The sequence below is a fragment of the Bifidobacterium tissieri genome, from assembly GCF_002259645.1.
GTDB lineage: Bacteria > Actinomycetota > Actinomycetes > Actinomycetales > Bifidobacteriaceae > Galliscardovia > Galliscardovia tissieri.
In genome coordinates, this window is sequence record NZ_MWWV01000004.1 from 12,373 (window position 1) to 32,164 (window position 19,792).

The following is a 19,792-nucleotide window of genomic DNA, read 5'->3' on the forward strand; positions in this document are numbered from 1 at the left end:
GCTGCGGTATTGAATGCTGTCGAACAACGTACTTCACATACCCTACAACATGTTCGTCCTGTTGTCCTCCACGCACGTGCGCTGTGCATCGCCCCACCCCATTATTTAGTTTTTTCGTCTAATTAATTGGTATACTAGAGGTCGATATCCAATGTCAACGCATTGGGGACGGCATACACGATTTAGGAGCGGTTATGACGACAAGGATTCTGGTAGCCGGAGTCGACACATCCACGCAATCATGCAAGGTACGCGTCACCGACGCGGCGACAGGCGAACTCGTACGATTCGGCTCGGCGAAACACCCCGACGGCACCAGCGTGGACCCCGAGGCATGGTGGCACGCATTCCTCGAAGCCGCGGAACAGGCCGGCGGGCTCGACGACGTATCTGCGATCGCCGTCGGCGGACAGCAGCACGGCATGGTCCTGCTCGATGAGCACGGTGCGGTGATCCGAGACGCGCTGCTCTGGAACGACACCCGTTCGGCACCGCAGGCGGAAGCGCTGATCCGTCGCCTCGGAGAACCCGACGCACAGGACGACGAACCGGCAGGCAACGACGATGAATCGATTCATGCACGCGGCGTACAGCGCTGGGTGAAGGCCGTGGGCTCCTCCCCCGTCGCCTCGTACACGCTGACCAAGGTGGCGTGGGTCGCCGAACACGAACCGGAGAACGCCGCGCACATCGCCGCGATCTGTCTGCCGCACGACTGGCTGAGCTGGCGCATCGCCGGCTATGGACCGGTCGCCGATGGCGAGGACGCCCATCTCGACGCGCTGTTCACCGACCGCTCCGACGCTTCGGGTACCAGCTATTTCGACGCCGCGACCAACGAATACCGTCTCGACCTGCTCGACATGGCCCTTGGACGCCATGACGTGATTCTGCCCCGAGTGCTCGGCCCGACCGAAGCCGCACCGGTCAAGGCTTCTTCACAGGTCGCCGGCAGCGAAGTCAATGGAGGATGTCTGCTCGGCCCGGGCGGCGGCGACAACGCCATGGCATCGTTCGGCCTGTCGATGAGCGTCGGCGACGTATCGGTGTCGCTCGGCACGTCCGGCGTTGCCGCGGCGATCGCCGAACGACCGGTCTACGATCTCACGGGTGCGATCAGCGGATTCGCCGACTGCACCGGCCACTTCCTGCCATTGGCCTGCACGATCAACGGATCGCGTATTCTTGACGCCGGACGTCATGCCCTCGGCGTGGACTACGACGAACTTGCCACGTTGGCGTTCGCATCCAAGCCCGGTGCTGGCGGCATCACGCTGATCCCCTACTTCGACGGCGAGCGCACACCAAACCGCCCTGGCGACACAGCGCGCCTTGAGGGCCTGACGTTGGCGAATACCACTCGCGAGAATCTGGCGAGGGCGTTCGTGGAGGGACTGCTGTGCTCGCAGCGCGACTGCATCGAGCTGGTGCGCGCGCTCGGCGCCCGCATCGACCGCATCCTCCTCATCGGAGGAGGCGCGAAATCACCTGCCGTACGCACACTTGCCCCGGCCGTGTTCGGCATGGACGTGACGCTGCCCGCCACTGACGAATACGTCGCCATCGGCGCAGCCCGCCAGGCGGCCTGGGTACTGTCCTGTGCCGGCACGAATTCGAAGGCGACGACCGAGCCACCGGCATGGAAGACGATGATCGAAGGCATCGAATCCGCCGAGCCGACCCCGCAGGTCTACGAATCCTACGCGCGCCATCGCGGCTAGGACCCTGCCCGCTCGCACAATGCCCGGAAACGTCTCCTTCAATGGAGGGCCGGTTCCGGGCATTCCCATATCACCAAACATGTGCCCAAAACATGAAAAGCCCGGTACGTGCCACAATGGACGCATACCGGGCTTCCCTTATGGGACAACGGTTTTCAGACGGTCAGACATCACGCTTCGGCGAGCGCGTCGATGATGTAGTTGTTGATCGTTGCCTTGACCTGCTCGAGGTGGTCGGACTTGGTGGCGGCGCGCAGTTCGGCCTGGGTCTTGTCGAGGCTGTACTCCTCGAGGGAGGCCAGCGTCACCTTGCCGGATTCGATGTCGGCACCGATGCCGGACTCGTAGGAGCTGTAGCGGTCGGCCTGCAGGTCCTCAATGTAGTGGTCCTCGTGCATCTTGGCGGCGACAAGCAGACCGGCGGCGTAGGAGTCCATGCCGACGATGTGGGCGCGGAACAGGTCATCCGGGGCGAAGGACGTACGACGCGGCTTGGCGTCGAAGTTCAGGCCACCGTGGGGGCCGATGGAGCCGTTGGCAAGCACCTCCCACATCACGGCGACGCAATCGTAGAGGTCCGACGGGAACTCATCCATGTCCCAGCCGATGAGCTTGTCACCCTGGTTGGCGTCCAGCGAGCCCAGAATGCCGTTCTCGCGGGCGAATCGCACTTCGTGCTGGTAGGAGTGGCCTGCCAGATTGGCGTGGTTGCCTTCGAGGTTCAGCTTGAACACGTCGTCCAGATCGAAGGTCTTGAGGAACGCGAGCGCGGCGGCGGCGTCGAAGTCGTACTGGTGGCTCGTCGGCTCCTTCGGCTTCGGCTCGATGAGGAACTGGCCATCGAAGCCGATCTCCTTGGCGTAGTCGGCGGCGAGGTGGAAGAGCTGCGCCATGTGGGCCTGTTCGCGATGCATCTGCGTGTTCCACAGGTTCTCGTAGCCTTCGCGGCCGCCCCAGAACACGTAGTTCTCGGCACCGAGGCGCTTGGCGATCTCCAGGCTCTTCTTGACCTGTGCACCGGAGTAGGCGAAGATGTCTGCGAACGGCGAGGTGGCGGCACCGGAGACGAAGCGCGGGTTGGTAAACAGGTTCTGGGTGTTCCACAGTAGCTTGACGCCGGTGGACTTCATGTTTTGCTCGATCTTGTCGACGACCTTGTCAAGGTTGTCGTTGGTCTCGCGCAGCGTGTCGCCTTCGGGGGCGACGTCGCGATCGTGGAAGCAGAAGTACTCCACGCCGAGCTTGGTGTAAAACTCGAAGGCGTAGTCCACCTTGGCGAGCGCCAGATCCATCGGATCGGTGTACCTGTCATACGGACGCTCGGCAGTGCCATCGCCGAAGGGGTCGACCAGACGCTGATCGAAGGTGTGCCAGTAGGCGACCGCGAAACGCAGCCAGTCCTTCATCTTCTTGCCGGCAACCATCTTGTCGGCGTCGTAGTAGCGGAAGCCAAGCCCCTCCTTGGCGCCGCCCTTGCGTCCGACGTACGGGATCTTGTCGATGTTCCACAGTGCCATGAGAACTCCTTTGCTCTTGTCGTCTCTTGCCGTCGGGATCTGACCCGAATCACGGCAATACGTCTGCGACGGTAGGTCTGCGTACCTTCCATCAGGAACATTCATATAGTAAAACCATCGAATAATGTTTGTCAAATCAAAAAACTTATTGCCGGCTGGAGTCGTCCACACTCAGGGCAATCCTTGGGACTACTGCTTCGTCACTGACGCGTAGCGGAATCGGAACGAGGCGTCGAGCGTCACGCCGGAAACGTTCGTGCCGGTCACGGCCACCTGAGCACCCTGCAACAGCGGAATCGTCGACAGATCACCGGTCTCCAGCTCCTGGATCCGCTTGAGCAACGCCTCGCGCTTGGCGGAATCCTGCTCGCCGGCCTGCCGTGCCAGCAGATCATCCATCTGCGCATTGTGATAACCGTTGCTGGGATAGTTGTCGCTTCTGAAGAACGGGGACAGGTAGTTGTCCGGATCCGAATAATCCGGGAACCAACCCAACTGATAGATCGGGTACGAACCATCCGAGGTCTTGCTGACCACACGATCCTTGGTGTACTGGGTCCACTCGGTCTGCTGCAGATCCACCTTGAACAGACCGCCGTTCTCCAGCTGCGTCTTCACCGCCGCATACTCATCGGTCGATGTCGCACCGTAATGATCGGTGTTGTACTGCAGCTTCAGATCGACCGGGGTATCGACGCCGGCCGCCTCCAACACCTGCTTCGCCTTCTCCACACTCGGCTTGCCATTGCCATCACCATAGGCAGCCTTCAACGTATCATCATGACCGGCAAGACCATCCGGAATGAACGAATACAACGGCGTATACGTACCCTTGTACACGCCGTTCGCCAAGGCGGTGCGGTCCACCAAGTGTGCGACCGCGCGGCGCACGGCCAGGGCCTTGTTCGCATCGGCGTTCGGCTGCGACTCGCCATACGGCATGATCTTCATATTGAAGACCAGATACCGTTCCTCGCCACCGGGCCCGGTGACGACTCGTACATTGGCATCCTTGCGCAGGTCGGCGATATCGGTCGGGGTGAGCGTTCGATACGCCACATCCACCTGACCCTGCTGAACGGCGAGTTTGAGATTGGCGGGGTCGGCGAAGTACTTCACCTGGACGCCACTATTCTTCGCCGGGGTGAGGCCACGGTAGGTGGTATTGCGTCGGTAGATCGCCGACTCGTTGAGTTTGAAATCGGTCAATGCATACGGTCCGGCGAAGGCGTTGGATGCGACGATGATCGAATCCTCCGTGAGCTTGCCTGCGCTGAACGTCTGCTCGTCCACGATCGGACCGGCCGGCGATCCCAGCACCTGTTTCAGCGTCACGTCATTCTTCACGGCATCCCTGATCACCACGGTGGTATCGTCCGGCGTTTCGACCGACTGGATATTCGCCAGCAACGGCAACGGACCGTTGGCGCTGCCGATCGTACGGATGCGGTCGAGCGAGAACTTCACGTCGGAGGAGGTCAGATCATGACCGTTGGCGAACTTCAACCCGGACTTGAGCTTCACCGTGAACTCACTGCCATCCGCACTCCACGAACCATCATCGGCGGCGATATCCGGACTCATATCGGACTTGCCATAGTTCGGCGAGAACAGGAACGGATAGATCTGCATGAACACGGCATACGATCCGGTCTCATACGTGCCTGCGGGATCAAGCATGTTCACCTTGTCGGTGGTGCCAATGGATACGACGTCACCCGAAAGGGCGGCATCGTCCCGCACTCCCCCACAGCCCGACAGCACCAGCAGAACCGTGGTCAGCAATGCCACAACCGCGATATGCGACCGGGTGGATCCTTTCCACTGATTCTCCCGCCCCCGTTTCGAGGCGCCCTGTTCCACCACCAACTGTCTTGACATTCCGCATCCCCCATGTACACGTCGTCATCCCTGTGACGGCCAAACATCATTATCACGCATTCGAATGGCGCCGAAGGTCATATCGATATACGGAAAACCGATATCGCCGTATAACGCCCAAATGCCGACTCAGAACATGAGAGATGTCCCACATGGCGGGGATACGTGGTCGGTGCATCATCACAACAATGGGTGTGGCTGATCCCACGAGATACCACCCGTGGGATCAGCCACACCCATTGTTGTGATGATGTGCCGAGGAAAAACCGGTTTCGGTTTCGTCAGCTCTTGGTCACCGACGCGTAGCGGAAGCGGAACGAGGCGTCGAGCGTCACGCCGGAAACGTTCGTGCCGGTCACGGCCACCTGAGCACCCTGCAGCAACGGGATCGTCGACAGATCACCGGTCTCCAGCTCCTGAATCTGCTTGAGCAACGCCTCACGCTTGGCGGAATCCTGCTCGCCGGCCTGCTGGATGATCAGATCGTTCACCTGCTGGTTGGAGTAGCCGTTGTTGACAAAGTTGCCGTCACGGAAGAACGGGGACAGATAGTTGTCCGGATCGGAATAATCCGGGAACCAGCCAAGCTGATAGGCGGGGTATGAACCGTCCGAGGTCTCGGTGACCACGCGTTCCTTCTGGTACTGGGTCCACTCGGTCTGCTGCAGATCCACCTTGAACAGGCCGCCGTTCTCCAGCTGGGACTTGATGGCCGCGTACTCGTCGGCGGAGCTCGCACCATAGTGCTCGGCGTTGTACTGCAGTTTCAGATCGACCGGGGTGTCGACTCCAGCCGCCTCCAGCACCTGCTTCGCCTTCTCCACACTCGGCTTGCCATTGCCGTCGCCATAAGTCGCCTTCAACGTATCATCATGACCGGCAAGACCATCCGGAATAAACGAATACAACGGGGTGTAGGTGCCCTTGTACACGTTCTCCGACAACGCCTCACGGTCGATCAGATTGGCGGCGGCCTGGCGCACGGCCTTGGCCTTGTTCGCATCGGCGTTCGGCTGCGACTCGCCATACGGCATCACCTTCATGTTGAAGGTGATGAAACGCTCCTCACCACCAGGGCCATTGACCACCTTGACCTTGCTGTCCTTCTTGAGGTCGGCGATATCGGTCGGCGTGAGCTGGCGGTAGGCGACATCCACCTGACCCTGCTGGATGGCAAGCTTCAGGTTGGAGGCATCGGCGAAGTACTTCACCTGCACGGTGCTGCTCTTGGCGGGGGTAAGCCCCTTGTAGGAATCGTTCTTGGCGTAGGCAAGCGCCTCGTTGAGCTTGAACGAGGTCAGCTTGAACGGACCGGCGAAGGCGTTGCCCTTCACAATGGTGTCGGCGTCAGTCACCTTGTCGGCGCTGAAGACCTGCTCGTCCACGATCGGGCCGGCCGGAGACCCCAGCACCTGCTTCAGCGTCACGTCGTTCTTCACGGAGTCCTTGATCACCACGGTGGTGTCGTCCGGGGTGTCGACGGACTCGATGTTGGCAAGCAGCGAGGACGGACCGTTCTCATCGTTGATCGTCTTGATGCGGTCGAGCGAGAACTTCACATCGGAGGAGGTCAGATCATGACCGTTGGCGAACTTCAACCCGGACTTGAGCTTCACCGTGAACTCACTGCCATCCGCACTCCACGAACCATCATCGGCGGCGATATCCGGACTCATATCGGACTTGCCATAGTCCTGTGCGAACAGGAACGGGAACACCTGGATCTGCACGGCATAGGAGCCGTTGTCGTAGGAGGCGGCCGGGTCGAGGCTCACGATCTTGTCGGTGGTGCCAATGGTCACTGTGTCGCCGGACGACGATGTTGACGATCCGTTGTCCTTGACGCCGCACGCGGTCAGCGACGCCACAGCGGCCACGGATACCACAGCCGCTCCGATCTTCTTGATATTCATAGGGTTCGTCTTCCTCCTGACGTTCCCGCTGGGGATGTGCGGGATTGCCTTGACTATCCGCTTCCCATGTTGCGTCTTGGTTTCTCCTTCGTTAGGGGAAGCGACCGAACAGATGACGATTGTTTCCGATGGGAACGATAGACATAAGGAATGGCATCATACGAGAAAGGCCCTCGTCCACGATGGGACGAGGGCCTTGTCCACGGTCAGAATTCGGGATCCGTCGTGAGCCATCCGGAATGCATCACGCGAATCGAGGACCACCCCGGTGGTAATCCGCTGGTATCTACTTGTTCTCCTCGGCGAGCAGCGCGTGCAGCTGGGCACGATGCTCGGCCTGCTCACGCGGATCCGGGATCGGCAGCGAGGCAAGCAGCTTCTTGGTGTACGGATTCTGCGGGTTGCTCAGGATCTGATCGGTGTCGCCGTGCTCCACGATCTCGCCCTGATGCATCACCATCACACGATCGGCGAGCATGTCGACCACTGCAAGATCATGGGTGATGAACAGGCACGCGAAGCCGATCTCCACCTGCAGGCGCTTGAACAGCTCAAGCACCTTGGCCTGCACGGACACGTCCAATGCGGAAGTGGGCTCGTCGGCGATCAGCAGCGGCGGCTTGAGCGCCAGGGCGCGGGCCAGCGAGGCCCTCTGACGCTGACCGCCGGACAGCTCGTGCGGGAAGCGGTCCATGTACGCCTTGGGCAGCTGCACCATCTCGAGCAGCTCCTCCACGTACTTGCGGGCGGCGGCGAGCGAATCGTACTTCTTGTGTACGAGCAGCGGTTCGGCCACGTTCTGCGCGATAGTCATCAGCGGATTGAACGAGCTGCCCGGGTCCTGGAACACGAAACCGATATCGGCGCGCTTCGGCTTGAAATCGCGCTCCTTGAAGCCCCTCATCTCCATGCCGAGCACGTTGAGCGAACCGCCGGAGATGCGCTGCAGGCCGGCGATGGCACGACCGGTGGTGGACTTGCCGGAGCCGGATTCACCCACAAGACCCACCACTTCGGAGCGGTGAATGTCGAAGTCGATGCCCTTGACGGCCTTGAAATCGGGCTGCATCAGGTGACCCGGATAAGTGATCTCCAGTCCGCGGGCCTTGACGGCGATGGGCTGGGTGCGCCAGTCGACCTTGCGGTCGACCACATTGCCGTTCTCATCCTTCACGACGAGCTTCTGACCGATGCGAGGCACGGCGGCCAGCAGTCGCTTGGTGTAGTCATGCTGCGGAGAGTAGAAGATCTGCTCCACGCTGCCCTGCTCCACCACATGGCCGCGGTACATCACGATCACGTCGTCGGCCACGTCGGCGATCACACCCATGTTGTGGGTGATGATCAGCACGGAGGCGTCGAATTCGTCACGGGCCATGCGGAGCAGATCGAGGATCTCGGCCTGCACAGTCACGTCGAGTGCGGTGGTCGGCTCGTCGGCAAGGATCAGTCCAGCGTTGAGCACGAGCGCCATGGCGATGACGATACGCTGCTTCTGACCGCCGGAGAACTGATGCGGGTAGTAGTCGATGCGGGTCTCGGCGTCGGGGATGCCCACCTTCTTGAGGATGTCGATGGACTTGGCGCGCTGCTCGTTCTTGTCGGTGATGCCGTGGGCGCGCAGGCCCTCGGCGATCTGCCAGCCGATGGTGTACACGGGGTTGAGCACCGAGTTGGGCTCCTGGAACACCATGGCCGCCTCTTCGCCGCGCATTTCACGCAGCTGCTCGCCGGAGAGCGAAAGCACGTCCATCTCCTTGGAGCCGTCACGGCTCTTGAGGTAAATGGCACCGGAGGTGGATGCCGTCTCGGGCAGCAGCTTGAGGATCGAGCGGGCGGTTACGGACTTGCCGGAGCCGGATTCGCCCACGATGCCCACGATGGACTTGCGCGGGATGGTGAGGTTCACCTTGTCCACGGCCTTGATCGGACCGGCGTCGGTCACGAAGGAGACGCTCAGGTCCTTGATCGACGCGAGATCGCCGTCGTTCACGGCGTCGGCGTTCTTCTTCACGGAATCAGCCATGATCATTCTCCCTTGCTCGCGTTGGACGTGGATTCGGACTGGGTGTCGGCGGCCTTCGTCTTCGGATCGGTGAAGACGACCTCGGCGGCATCCTTCTGCGTGGAAGGATCGACGGACGTGTCCTCGATACTGCCGATGACCTCACCGGCGGACTTGCGGGCACGCAGTCGCGGATCGGCGAGATCGTTGAGGGACTCGCCCACCAGCGTGATGCCGAGCACGATGAGCACGATCGCCACGCCCGGGAACACGGCGGTCCACCAGATGCCGGCGGTCACGTCGGAGACGGAGCGGTTGAGGTCGTAGCCCCATTCGGCGGCGGCCGTCGGCTCGATGCCGAAGCCGAGGAAGCCCAGACCGGCGAGGGTCAGGATGGCTTCGGAGGAGTTCAGCGTGAGGATGACCGGCAGCGTACGGGTGGAGTTCTTCAGCAGGTGCTTGGTCATGATGCGCCAGGTGGGGGCACCGATCACACGGGCGGATTCGATGAACGCGGATTCCTTCATACGCACGACCTCGGCACGGATGGTGCGGAAGTACTGCGGAATGTAGACCACGGTGATCGACAGACCCGACGACAGTATGCCCGCCCACAGGCCGGACTGGCCGCCGGAGATCATGATGGCCATGAGGATGGCAAGCAGCAGGGACGGGAAGGAGTAGATGGCGTCGGCGATGACCACGAGCACGCGGTCGACCCAACCGCCGAAGTAGCCGGAGACGAGACCGAGGATCACGCCGATGAAGATCGAGCAGACCACGGCCACGAGGATGGCGATGACGGCGGTACGCGTACCCCACACGGTACGGCTGAACACGTCGAAACCACCGACGGTGGTTCCCCAGATGTGCTCGGCGCGCGGTGCGGACTGCGTCGGGAAGGACTTGCCACTGGCATCCTTGATCTGCGAGTAGCCGTAGGGCGCGATCAGCGGGGCGAAGATGGCGACCAGCAGGAAGAACGCGCACAGCACCAGACCGGTGATGAGCATACCCTTCTGCCAGCCGACGGCGATGCGCAGCTGCTTGACGATGGGCAGCTTGGCGAAGAACGACTGCTGGTTCTTGGCCTTGAGTTCGGCGAGGCGATCGTCGCCGGGAACGGTGGGCGCGGAATTGGCGGCGGTCATGTCAGTACCTCACTCTCGGGTCGATCAGGGCGCTGATCACGTCGACGATGAAGTTCACCACCGACACGATGATCGCGATAAGGATCACGATGCCCTGCACGGCGGTAAAGTCACGCGCCTTCAGATACGTGGACAGCATGAATCCGAGACCCTTCCACTCGAAGGTGGTCTCGGTGAGCACGGCACCGGCGAGCATCAGGGCGATCTGCATGCCCATCACGGTGATGATCGGGATCAGGGCCGGCTTCCAGGCGTGCTTGCTCAGCAGACGCTTCTCGGAGACGCCGCGGGAACGGGCGGCCTCAACGTAGCCGGAGGTGTAGGTGCTGATCACGTTGGTGCGCACCAGACGGATGAACACGCCTGCGGTCAGCAGACCCAGGGCCAGTGCTGGCAGCACGGCATGCTGGAGCACGTCGAGCAGCACGGTCATGTCACCCAGCTGCAGGGCGTCCACGATGTACAGGCCGGTGGGCGAGACCAGACGGCTGAACTGCATTTCGGAGGCCAGCGAGGACCGTCCGGAGCTCGGCAGCCAGCCCAGCCACACGGAGAAGATGAGCTTGAGCAGCAGACCCAGGAAGAACACGGGGGTCGCGTAGCACAGGATGGCGAAGGTGCGGATGCCGGCGTCGACGGCGCGATCACGGCGGCGGGCGGCGATACGGCCCAGGCCGATACCGACGATCAGCGCGATGATGAGGGCCAGAATGGCCAGTTCGAAAGTGGCGGCACCATAGCGGGTGAGAACGGAGATCACCGGCTGGTTATCGGTCAGCGTGGTGCCGAGGTCACCGTGGAGCAGTCCACCGAGATAGTCGATGTACTGCACGATGAGGGGCCGGTCGTATCCGGCCGCGTGGATTCTGGCCTGCAGTTCCTGCGGGGTCAGTCGTCCGCCGAGGGCGGCGGTGATGGGGTCACCGGTGGCTCGCATCACGAAGAACACGATGGTGACCAGAATGAAGATGGTGGGGATGATCAGCAGGAATCGGACGATGACGAATCGGAAGAACCCGCCGGATATCCTGTTTTTCTTGGGTTTCTCAGGAGTGTCAGCCGCTGCGTTCTGCGACTGATCGTTGAGAGCTTGGGCTTTCGACGCCACTCGTTTCTCCTTGGGTCGGTGCCCCGATTGTCACGGGGCCTTTACTGGGTAAAGGGGGATGTCCGGCACGCGCCTTGATGGGCGGCGTCGGGCATCCCCCTTGCAATATATGTGCAACATCGTAGTCCCGCTATGTTTCACGAACATGATGCTCTCGTGATCATGACGGCGGGACCTCGACGTTCACATGGGTCAGCCTCAGGACTTGGTCACGGAGGCGTAGCGGAAGCGGAACGAAGCGTCGAGCGTCACGCCCGAGATGTTCGTACCGGTCACGGCCACCTGCGCACCCTGCAGCAGCGGCAGGGTGGAGATGTCCTCGGTTTCCAGCTGCTGGATCTGCTTGAGGAGCTCCACGCGCTTGGCGGAGTCCTGCTCGCCGGCCTGCTGGACGATCAGGTCGTTGATCTGGCTGTTGGAGTAGCCGTTGTTGACGAAGTTGCCGTCACGGAAGAACGGGGACAGGTAGTTGTCCGGATCGGAGTAGTCCGGGTACCAGCCCAGCTGGTAGGCCGGGTAGGCGCCATCGGAGCTGTCGGTGACCACGCGTTCCTTCTGGTACTGGGTCCACTCGGTCTGCTGCAGATCCACCTTGAACAGGCCGCCCTGCTCGAGCTGGGACTTGATGGCCGCGTACTCGTCGGCGGAGCTCGAGCCATAGTGCTCGGCGTTGTACTGCAGCTTCAGATCGACCGGGGTGTCGACGCCGGCGTCGGAGAGGATCTTCTTGGCGTTGTCCACGCTCGGACCGCCCTTGCCGTCGCCGTAAGCGGACTTGAAGGTGTCCTCGTGACCGGTCAGGCCATCGGGGATGTAGGAGTACATCGGGGTGTAGGTGCCCTTGTACACGGTGTTGGCCAGATCCTCGCGGTCGATCAGGCTGGCAACGGCCTGACGCACGGCCTTGGCCTTGTTCGCATCGGCGTTCGGCTGCGACTCGCCGTACGGCATCACCTTCATGTTGAAGGTGATGAAGCGCTCCTCACCACCGGGGCCGGTGATGACCTTGACCTTGTCGTTCTTCTTGAGGTCGGAGATGTCGGTCGGGGTGAGCGTACGGTATGCCACATCGACCTGTCCCTGCTCGATGGCCATCTTCAGGTTGGAGGCATCGGAGAAGTACTTCACCTGCACGGCGTTGTTCTTGGCCGGGGTCAGACCCTGGTAGGCGTCGTTCTTGGCGTAGGCCACAGCCTCGTTGAGCTTGAACGAGGTCAGCTTGTACGGACCGGCGAAGGCGTTGCCCTTGATGATGGTGTCGGCGTCGGTCAGCTTGTCGGCGCTGAAGACCTCTTCATCGACGATCGGGCCGGCCGGGGAGCCGAGAACCTGCTTGAGGGTCACGTCGTTCTTCACGGCGGAGTGGAACACCACGGTGGTGTCGTCCGGGGTATCGATGGATTCGATGTTGGCGAGCAGCGAGGACGGGCCGTTCTCGTCATTGATGTTCTTCACACGGTCGAACGAGAACTTGACGTCGGAGGAGGTCAGGTCATGACCGTTGGCGAACTTCAGACCGGACTTGAGCTTCACCGTGAACTCCGTGCCGTCCGCGTTCCAGCTGCCTTCGTCGGCGGCGATGTCCGGGCTCATCTCAGACTCATTGTAGTTCTGGGAGAACAGGAACGGGAACACGTTGATGATCACGGCAAAGGAGCCGTTATCATACTGGCCAGCCGGGTCGAGGCTGACGATCTTGTCGGTGGTGCCGATGGTGATGGCATTGGAATCCGCGGAGGACGCGTCATCCTTGACGCCGCCGCAGCCTGCGAGCGACGCGATCGCGGCGACGGACACGAGCGCCGCGAGAATCTTTTTACTCTGCACGAGTACCTCTCTTCGTTTGTTTCCTTCCGCCGTCTCCGGCGGCCTGAACGTCACAGACCATGGACGGCGGCGCGATACGCACATCGACCAGGCCATATCAGGGTACAAAAGTACAAATAAGTGTTATAGCGAATGCCTAGGATATTTATAGGTAACATCTCACCATACGGTAGGGTTGACGGAATATTGCGGCACGGTGAACTCGGCGATGATCGCGACTCCGCGATCCGCTACGCCCACAGCGGAAACTGGGACGGGCAGACGGACACGAGCGACCAATGCGCGGCCGATATCGCTGTTCCGTATCGGTTTGCAGTCACCGCGTCCCCATCAGGGTGGGATCGTTCCGGCATTCGGCGATGAACGCCGCACAGATCATGATCACCTGTGCCACCAGATTGAACCAGATGAGCACGCCGATGATGGCGGCGAACGGCGCGAGCAACGGATTCCGTGACGCACCTCCCAGCAGTCTGGTGCCGAACAGCTGCATCACCGTGAGCGTCACCGCCCCGAGCACGCAGGCGGCGATCATGAACCGACCGGCGTGAATATGCGAAACCACGCGGAGCAATAGTATGAACAACAGGAAATTCAATACCAGACCGGAGCACAGACCCACAAGATCCAAGGCAAGCGAGCCGGCGAACGAATCTCCCGGAATACCCAGCCATGTCAGCAGTGTGCGCATCAGACCGCTGGAGACGGTACCGGCAACAGTGGAAAGAATGAACAGCAGTGCAACCATCATGATGGCGGCGGTGTCACGCAGTCGCGCCTTGACCAGATCGACGTCATCCTGATAGTCGTCGAACATGGACTGCACGGCGGTGCGTAACGAATCCATCCACCCGGTGACCGTCCACCAGAAGATCGCGACGGTGACCAGACCGGTCCACGTGAACGTGTTCGATGCCTTGGACAACGCCGACGCGGACATGAAGGTATCGGCACTACCGGGAATTACCGTGTCCACCGTCTCGATCAGCAACCGCTGCAGCTGCTCGTTGCCGATGACGATCACACCGGCAAGAGACAATACCATCCATACACCGGCGAAGAACGCGAACAGCAGACCGTAGGCCAGACCGTTGCCCATTAGCGAACCGCGATGTGACAGATATCGGTCGACAATACGACCGGGCAGTGATCGTTTCCACCAACGTACTACTGGTTCAATCCGCTCCCCCGGCGATGCATTCACGTCAATCACGCTGCCGCCGAGTTCGTGTCCGCCATGTCCTCGTTCGCGGTTGTTCCGCCCCGCAGCCACAGCAGGTACTCGTGGTTGCCATGCGTGCCCTCGATGGGTGAATCGGCCGTGGCCATGACTCGCAGACCATGCTCACGAGCGCAGGCGACGACCCGGTCCAACGCGCCTCGTCGCAGCGACTCGTCTTCCACGATGCCGTTCTTGCCGAGATTGCCGCGCCCCACCTCGAACTGCGGTTTGACCAGCAGCACGATATCGGTCTCCGGCCCGACGATGGTCGATATCACCGGGATCACATACGTCAGCGAGATGAATGAGACATCGGAGACAATCATGCGCGGCGTGAATGGCAGATCCTCCGGATGCACGTCACGAATATTCACGCCGCTCATCTCGATCACTCTGGGATCGGACGCGATACGGGGGTCGAGCTGACCGTGACCCACGTCAAGCGCCACAACATGCGCGGCGCCGAAGCGCAGCAGCACGTCGGTGAACCCACCGGTGGATGCGCCGACGTCAAGGCAGTCGGCCCCGTCGGGGCGGGACAGCCCCTGAGGGCCGAATGCCTCGAACGCCCCCACCAGCTTGTAGGCGCCCCTGGAGACGTAATCATCGTCGGGTGCGATGGCAATCGTCGACGTATTGCCGACCGTCGTCGACGGCTTGACCGTGATCACGCCATCGACGGTCACGGAACCCTGTCGGATCAGACGCTGCGCCTTGGATCGGGACAACGCCAGACCTCGTTCGACCAGTTCCTGATCAAGTCGGCTCATGATACGGTCCGGAGCCCGTCAAGCTCCGCCTTCAGCTGGTCAAGCGTGGAACGGTACGCGGCGATCTGCTCATCAAGCGAACGATCGTTAAGATCGGCCAGACGAGGAAACACCGTCACGACGTCGATGCGGCCGTCGGTTGGCTCGGCGACCGCATCGGTCACGGCATGATCACGCATATCATCACGCATGTCACGGGAATCGGTTGATGTCATATCGGTTGATGTCATGAAGGCACCCTCAGATATGGAATTCGGGAATGGTCAGAGCGTCCGGCTCCACACCGGAATCAAGCACCTGCCAGACCGCGCAGCATGCGGCACGCAGCGCATCCAGCGACGACAGCGCCGCATCGGCGTCACCGTTCTCCCGCACCTGCAGGACACCGTCCACGACATGGGCCACAGCATCACGGCACACCCAGAAACCATCATCCTGCCGCAGCACCTGCGGATGCGGCTCGTTCAGACCGCGCAGATCCTTGGCGATGAACGTGGGACGCAGCACCGGATCGGCAAGCACGATCTCGTTCGGCTTGGACACGCCCGTGAGCACCACCAGCGAATCATAGCCGCCACGGTTTCCTGCCTCGATATCCGTGTCCAGACGGTCGCCGATGGCAAGGCACTGATCCTTGGCAACCGGCTCAACGCGCTCCCCGGACGTTTCGGCAAGGGAATCGGCCACCAGCTGACGGGCCTCGTCATACATGGCGGATTCCGGCTTGCCCGCCGACCCCGCCGGCTGATGGCCCACCGCTTCGATCACCGCGTTGACCAGCGACCCGCAGCCCGGCGCGATGCCGAGCTCACGGGGAATGGTCAGATCACGGTTGGTTACCAGATACAGGGCGCCACGCTGGGCGGCGAACGCGGCGGATGCCAGCTCGTTCCACGTGATCTCCGGGTACCATCCCTGGATCACGGCCGCCGGTTCATCCTCCACGCGGTCGACCAGCGTCAGCCCGGCGCGGGTCACCTCCTCACGCAGATGCGGTGCGCCAACGGCCAGCACCTTGGCACCCGCCGGCACATGATGCGCCACCATACGGGCGGCCACCACCGAGGAGGTGATGACCTGCCACGGTTCGACGTCCAGACCGAATCCGCGCAGCTGCTCGGCGACCACGGCCTGGAATCGCGACGAATTGTTCGTCGTGTACTCCATGAGCATGCCCGCCGACTGTGCCTGTCGGATGGATTCCGAAGCATACTCCACCGGGTTCTTGCCCCGGTAGACCACGCCATCGAGATCCAGCAGCGCCAGTCGATACCGCTCGCTGATCGAAATGTCCGTGCCCTTGATGTACTGCGTCATGCCGTTCCCCTCGTGACTGCCGTGATATGACTGCCGTTATTCAGCCTGTTCGTCGCCGGATTCGGATTCCGAGGCATGCTCATCGCCGTCGCCGGTCTCCCCGTCTTCCATACCGTCAACGGCGTCCGGATCGGAGGGGTCGGCATCGGCGTCAGCACCCTGCTGCGTTTCCTTGGCGGGGAGGGTCTCCTCGTCATCGGCGTTGCGCGGGTTGTCGTCGTCCGTGTCGTGCTCGTCGAGTTCATTGACGGTGGAGGACACCACGTCGACCTCATCGGAAGTCACGTCATCCTCGTCGGAGACAGCGTCGGAATCGGCATCCGAATCCTCGGATTCCTCACCGTTCTCGCCGTTGTCCTCGTCGTCGGATTCCCCATCCTCATCATCGAACGCCGTCGGGTCGATGCCCAGACCTTCGAGCAGCTCGTCATCGATGTCCTCAAGATCATTGTCGATGATCTCGTCGCCGTTATCCTCGGCATCCGCGTACTCGTCCTCAAGACGGCCCACGAGATCGTCAAGCTTGGCGGCGTCCTCGGCACGACCGGCCTGCTCGAGGAAATACTGCTCCGCCTGCACCGCACGCATGCGGTATTCGCCGGAGATGCCCTTGGACCGACCGATGGTATGCACCATATCGATGGCCTTGTCCCAGTTCCCCAGATCGGCATACGCGCCGGCCACCACAAGGAACATCTCGGCCTTGGACTCGCCACGCAACAGCTTGGCGTCATCCGACATGGCCAGTTCGATGGCCTTCTTCGGATTATCCAGACCACGCTCGCAGTCGGCCATGAACGGCAGGTAATCCACATAGCCGTTCATACGGTATGCGGTGCGGAACTCGCGTAGTGCGAGCTTGTAGTCACCCTGGCGGTAGGCCACCAGAGCCAGCGTCTCACGGGTCATATCGATGCGCGAGGCCTGATGGGCGATCCACTTCGCATGCTCGAGCGCCCACTCCGGATCGCTTTCCTCAAGCGTGTATGCGGCCAGCATGTGCAGGCCGATGTTCTCGGCATGCTCCTTGCTCAGGCCACGCAGACGCTCGCGCTCATCCGGCGACAGCATGTACCATTCCAGGCCCTTCGGCATCTTGGGCTCGTTGGGACGGCGAGCCGTGTACGGATTCTGCGACGGATACGACACGGTACCGTCGGAGTTACGACGGCCACCCTGATAGAAGGAGTGAGAGCCCTTGCCGTCACGGTCGTACTGACTGCCTCGATCGTGACGCTCACCGCCCTTGAACTCACGCTCATCATCCTTGGCGTAACGAGGATTGCGCGGTTTGTCGTCGAACGAACGACGAGGCTTGCGATCATCACGGTGGAAGTCACGACGGTCGCCATCACGACGGAAATCACGACGGTCATCCCTGCGATCATCACGGCGATCGCGATCACCACGGAAACCGCCGTTGCGATCATCACGGTGGAAGTCACGACGGTCATCACGACGGTCAAAGCGGCGCTCACCATCACGACGGAAGCTCTTGCGTTCGCCATCGCGACGGTCATCCCTGCGGTCATCACGACGGAATTCACGGCGGCCCTCGAATCGACGATCGCCACGCTCACCATCATGATCGCGGCGATCGAAACGACGGTCATCATGGTGGAAATCGCGACGGCCGCCATCACGACGATCATCACGACGATCGAAGCGGCGTTCACCGTCGCGGCGATCGAAACGACGCTCACCATCACGACGGAAACCGCCGTTGCCACGGCCGGACTGGCCGTAGCTCTTCTTGTAACCGCCCTTGTAGCCGCCGCGGGAATCCTCGCCGTCACGGCCCTCGCGACGATCGCCATGATCGTCGTTATAGCGACGGAACTCGCCGTCACGCTGGAAACGACGGCCACCGCCGTTGCCGCCACGGTTGCCATAGCCGCCACGGCGATCGTCACGGCCGCGACCGCCGCCGAACGACTTGCCGCCACGGTTGCCGTAGCCGCCGTTGCCACGGCCCTTGCCGTAGCCGCCGGAATGTCCTCCGCGTCCCGCGGAATGATTACGTTCTTCGCTCATCGAGTCTCCTCCACTGCTGCCAATGCCTTCTTACCGCGGCGAAGCAGGGCGAAACGATCCTGCAGGAAATCACCGTCGGTCAATGTCTGTTCCTGATCTTCCACACGTGCGTTATTGAGGTACAGTCCGCCGGACTTGATCGCACGACGGGCCTCAGACGCGGACTTGAACAGTCCAGCCGCCGCAGCCACGTCGATGATGCGCTCGCCTGCACCGGCCTGCGGGAATGCACCGTCCACCTTCAGACCCTCCAGAGCGGCCTCAAGCGTGTCCTCGTCAAGCGCGGTCAGATCACCGCCGCGACCGAACAGCGCGGCCGCCGCATCGATGGCCGCCTGCGTGGCCTGCTCGCCGTGCACGAAGCTCGTGACTTCCCACGCCAACGTGCGCTGGGCCTCGCGAGCGCCAGGATTCGTACGGCTCTCCTCCACCAGGCGTTCGATCTCGTCCTTCGGCAGGAAGGTGAACGCCTTGAGCAGGCTTTCCATCTCCACGTCGGGGCGGTTGAACCAGAACTGGTAGAACTTGTACGGGCTGAGCATGGTGGCGTCCAGCCACACCGCGTTGCCTTCGGACTTGCCGAACTTCTTGCCCTGCGCGTCGGTGATGATCGGGCTGGTGAACACGTTCACGCTTTCGCCGCGCACCTTGCGGATCAGATCGAGTCCGGAGGTGAGGTTGCCCCACTGGTCGGAGCCGCCCAGCTCCAGCGTGCAGCCGTATTCGTCGAACAGGTGCAGGAAGTCATTGCCCTGCAGCACCTGGTAGCTGAACTCGGTAAAGGAGATGCCCTCCTCGGAGTTCAGGCGACGGGCCACGGTGTCCTTGGCGAGCATGGTGCCCAGACGGAAGTTCTTGCCCACGTCACGCAGGAAGTCGATCACGCTCATCTCGGCGGTCCAGTCGTAGTTGCTGACGAAGCGCACGGGATTGTCGCCGTCCGTCTTCAGGAAGCGGCCGATCTGTGCCTTGAGACGATCGGCCCATCCGGCAACGGTCTCCTTGGGGTTGAGCGTGCGTTCGCCGGACTGGCGGGGATCGCCGATCAGACCGGTGGCGCCGCCGACCAGTGCGATGGGATGATGGCCGGCCTCCTGCAGATGACGCATGTTGATCAGCTGTACGAGGTTGCCGATGTGCAACGAGGCGGCTGTGGGGTCGAAGCCGCAATAATAGGTGATGGGATCGCCGTCCAGAGCCGCGGCGAGCTGCTCTTTGTCAGTGGATTGATTGACCAGACCGCGCCATTCGAGCTCTTCGAGAAGAGAATCGAACCCCGCTTCCTTGTAGCTTCTGACCTGAGACATGTGTTCCCTGTCACTCCTC

The 19,792-nt window shown here is 61.7% G+C and carries 14 protein-coding genes; 1 reads left to right on the forward strand and 13 read right to left on the reverse strand.

What is annotated here, in order from left to right:
• The first annotated feature begins 194 nt into the window (after positions 1-194).
• Complete coding sequence (locus BTIS_RS03075) at positions 195-1,721, forward strand: xylulokinase (protein ID WP_094662549.1); 1,527 nt, start codon at positions 195-197, stop codon at positions 1,719-1,721.
• A 170-nt stretch (positions 1,722-1,891) separates the two neighbouring features.
• Here the strand turns inward: BTIS_RS03075 and xylA are convergent, their stop codons facing one another.
• From xylA to tyrS, 13 genes are all read right to left on the reverse strand, one after another.
• Complete coding sequence (xylA, locus tag BTIS_RS03080) at positions 1,892-3,238, reverse strand: xylose isomerase (protein ID WP_094662551.1); 1,347 nt, start codon at positions 3,236-3,238, stop codon at positions 1,892-1,894.
• Positions 3,239-3,427: 189 nt separating this feature from the next.
• The gene (locus tag BTIS_RS03085; RefSeq protein ID WP_094662553.1) at positions 3,428-5,119 is read right to left on the reverse strand and encodes an ABC transporter substrate-binding protein; all 1,692 of its coding nucleotides are present in this window, start codon (positions 5,117-5,119) and stop codon (positions 3,428-3,430) included.
• A 281-nt stretch (positions 5,120-5,400) separates the two neighbouring features.
• Entirely contained in the window at positions 5,401-7,032 is a 1,632-nt protein-coding gene (locus tag BTIS_RS03090) for an ABC transporter substrate-binding protein (RefSeq protein WP_094662555.1), read from the reverse strand.
• 286 nt (positions 7,033-7,318) lie between these two features.
• Positions 7,319-9,058, reverse strand: a complete 1,740-nt coding sequence (locus tag BTIS_RS03095) for a dipeptide ABC transporter ATP-binding protein (RefSeq protein ID WP_094663060.1) — start codon at positions 9,056-9,058, stop codon at positions 7,319-7,321.
• Between the two features lie 2 nt (positions 9,059-9,060).
• Entirely contained in the window at positions 9,061-10,188 is a 1,128-nt protein-coding gene (locus BTIS_RS03100; RefSeq protein WP_094662557.1) for an ABC transporter permease, read from the reverse strand.
• A 1-nt stretch (position 10,189) separates the two neighbouring features.
• Positions 10,190-11,296 (reverse strand): ABC transporter permease, encoded by a 1,107-nt coding sequence (locus BTIS_RS03105; protein ID WP_094662559.1) that lies wholly within the window; start codon positions 11,294-11,296, stop codon positions 10,190-10,192.
• 198 nt (positions 11,297-11,494) lie between these two features.
• Positions 11,495-13,123: an ABC transporter substrate-binding protein gene (locus BTIS_RS03110; protein WP_094662561.1), complete on the reverse strand. Its 1,629-nt coding sequence runs from the start codon at positions 13,121-13,123 to the stop codon at positions 11,495-11,497.
• Positions 13,124-13,439: 316 nt separating this feature from the next.
• Entirely contained in the window at positions 13,440-14,258 is an 819-nt protein-coding gene (locus BTIS_RS03115) for a YhjD/YihY/BrkB family envelope integrity protein (protein WP_169713050.1), read from the reverse strand.
• 74 nt (positions 14,259-14,332) lie between these two features.
• Entirely contained in the window at positions 14,333-15,115 is a 783-nt protein-coding gene (locus BTIS_RS03120; RefSeq protein ID WP_094662565.1) for a TlyA family RNA methyltransferase, read from the reverse strand.
• Entirely contained in the window at positions 15,112-15,345 is a 234-nt protein-coding gene (locus tag BTIS_RS03125) for a hypothetical protein (protein ID WP_094662567.1), read from the reverse strand. Before BTIS_RS03125 ends, BTIS_RS03120 begins: the two co-directional genes overlap by 4 nt.
• Before the next feature lie 10 nt (positions 15,346-15,355).
• On the reverse strand, positions 15,356-16,432 hold the full coding sequence (locus BTIS_RS03130) for an HAD-IIA family hydrolase (RefSeq protein WP_094662569.1): 1,077 nt from the start codon (positions 16,430-16,432) through the stop codon (positions 15,356-15,358).
• Positions 16,433-16,468: 36 nt separating this feature from the next.
• Positions 16,469-18,466 carry a tetratricopeptide repeat protein gene (locus tag BTIS_RS03135; RefSeq protein ID WP_094662571.1) on the reverse strand — a complete coding sequence of 666 codons (1,998 nt, stop codon included), beginning with the start codon at positions 18,464-18,466 and terminating at the stop codon, positions 16,469-16,471.
• A complete protein-coding gene (gene tyrS, locus BTIS_RS03140) occupies positions 18,463-19,773 on the reverse strand; it encodes a tyrosine--tRNA ligase (RefSeq protein ID WP_094662573.1) in 1,311 nt (436 codons plus the stop codon). Before tyrS ends, BTIS_RS03135 begins: the two co-directional genes overlap by 4 nt.
• Positions 19,774-19,792 lie beyond the last annotated feature (19 nt).

Coding starts and splice junctions, on each gene's coding strand:
- BTIS_RS03075 (WP_094662549.1), top strand. CDS start 195: ATGACGACAAGGATTCTGGTAGCCGGAGTCGACACATCCACGCAATCA.
- xylA (WP_094662551.1), bottom strand. CDS start 3,238: ATGGCACTGTGGAACATCGACAAGATCCCGTACGTCGGACGCAAGGGC.
- BTIS_RS03085 (WP_094662553.1), bottom strand. CDS start 5,119: ATGTCAAGACAGTTGGTGGTGGAACAGGGCGCCTCGAAACGGGGGCGG.
- BTIS_RS03090 (WP_094662555.1), bottom strand. CDS start 7,032: ATGAATATCAAGAAGATCGGAGCGGCTGTGGTATCCGTGGCCGCTGTG.
- BTIS_RS03095 (WP_094663060.1), bottom strand. CDS start 9,058: ATGGCTGATTCCGTGAAGAAGAACGCCGACGCCGTGAACGACGGCGAT.
- BTIS_RS03100 (WP_094662557.1), bottom strand. CDS start 10,188: ATGACCGCCGCCAATTCCGCGCCCACCGTTCCCGGCGACGATCGCCTC.
- BTIS_RS03120 (WP_094662565.1), bottom strand. CDS start 15,115: ATGAGCCGACTTGATCAGGAACTGGTCGAACGAGGTCTGGCGTTGTCC.
- BTIS_RS03125 (WP_094662567.1), bottom strand. CDS start 15,345: ATGACATCAACCGATATGACATCAACCGATTCCCGTGACATGCGTGAT.
- BTIS_RS03130 (WP_094662569.1), bottom strand. CDS start 16,432: ATGACGCAGTACATCAAGGGCACGGACATTTCGATCAGCGAGCGGTAT.
- BTIS_RS03135 (WP_094662571.1), bottom strand. CDS start 18,466: ATGAGCGAAGAACGTAATCATTCCGCGGGACGCGGAGGACATTCCGGC.
- tyrS (WP_094662573.1), bottom strand. CDS start 19,773: ATGTCTCAGGTCAGAAGCTACAAGGAAGCGGGGTTCGATTCTCTTCTC.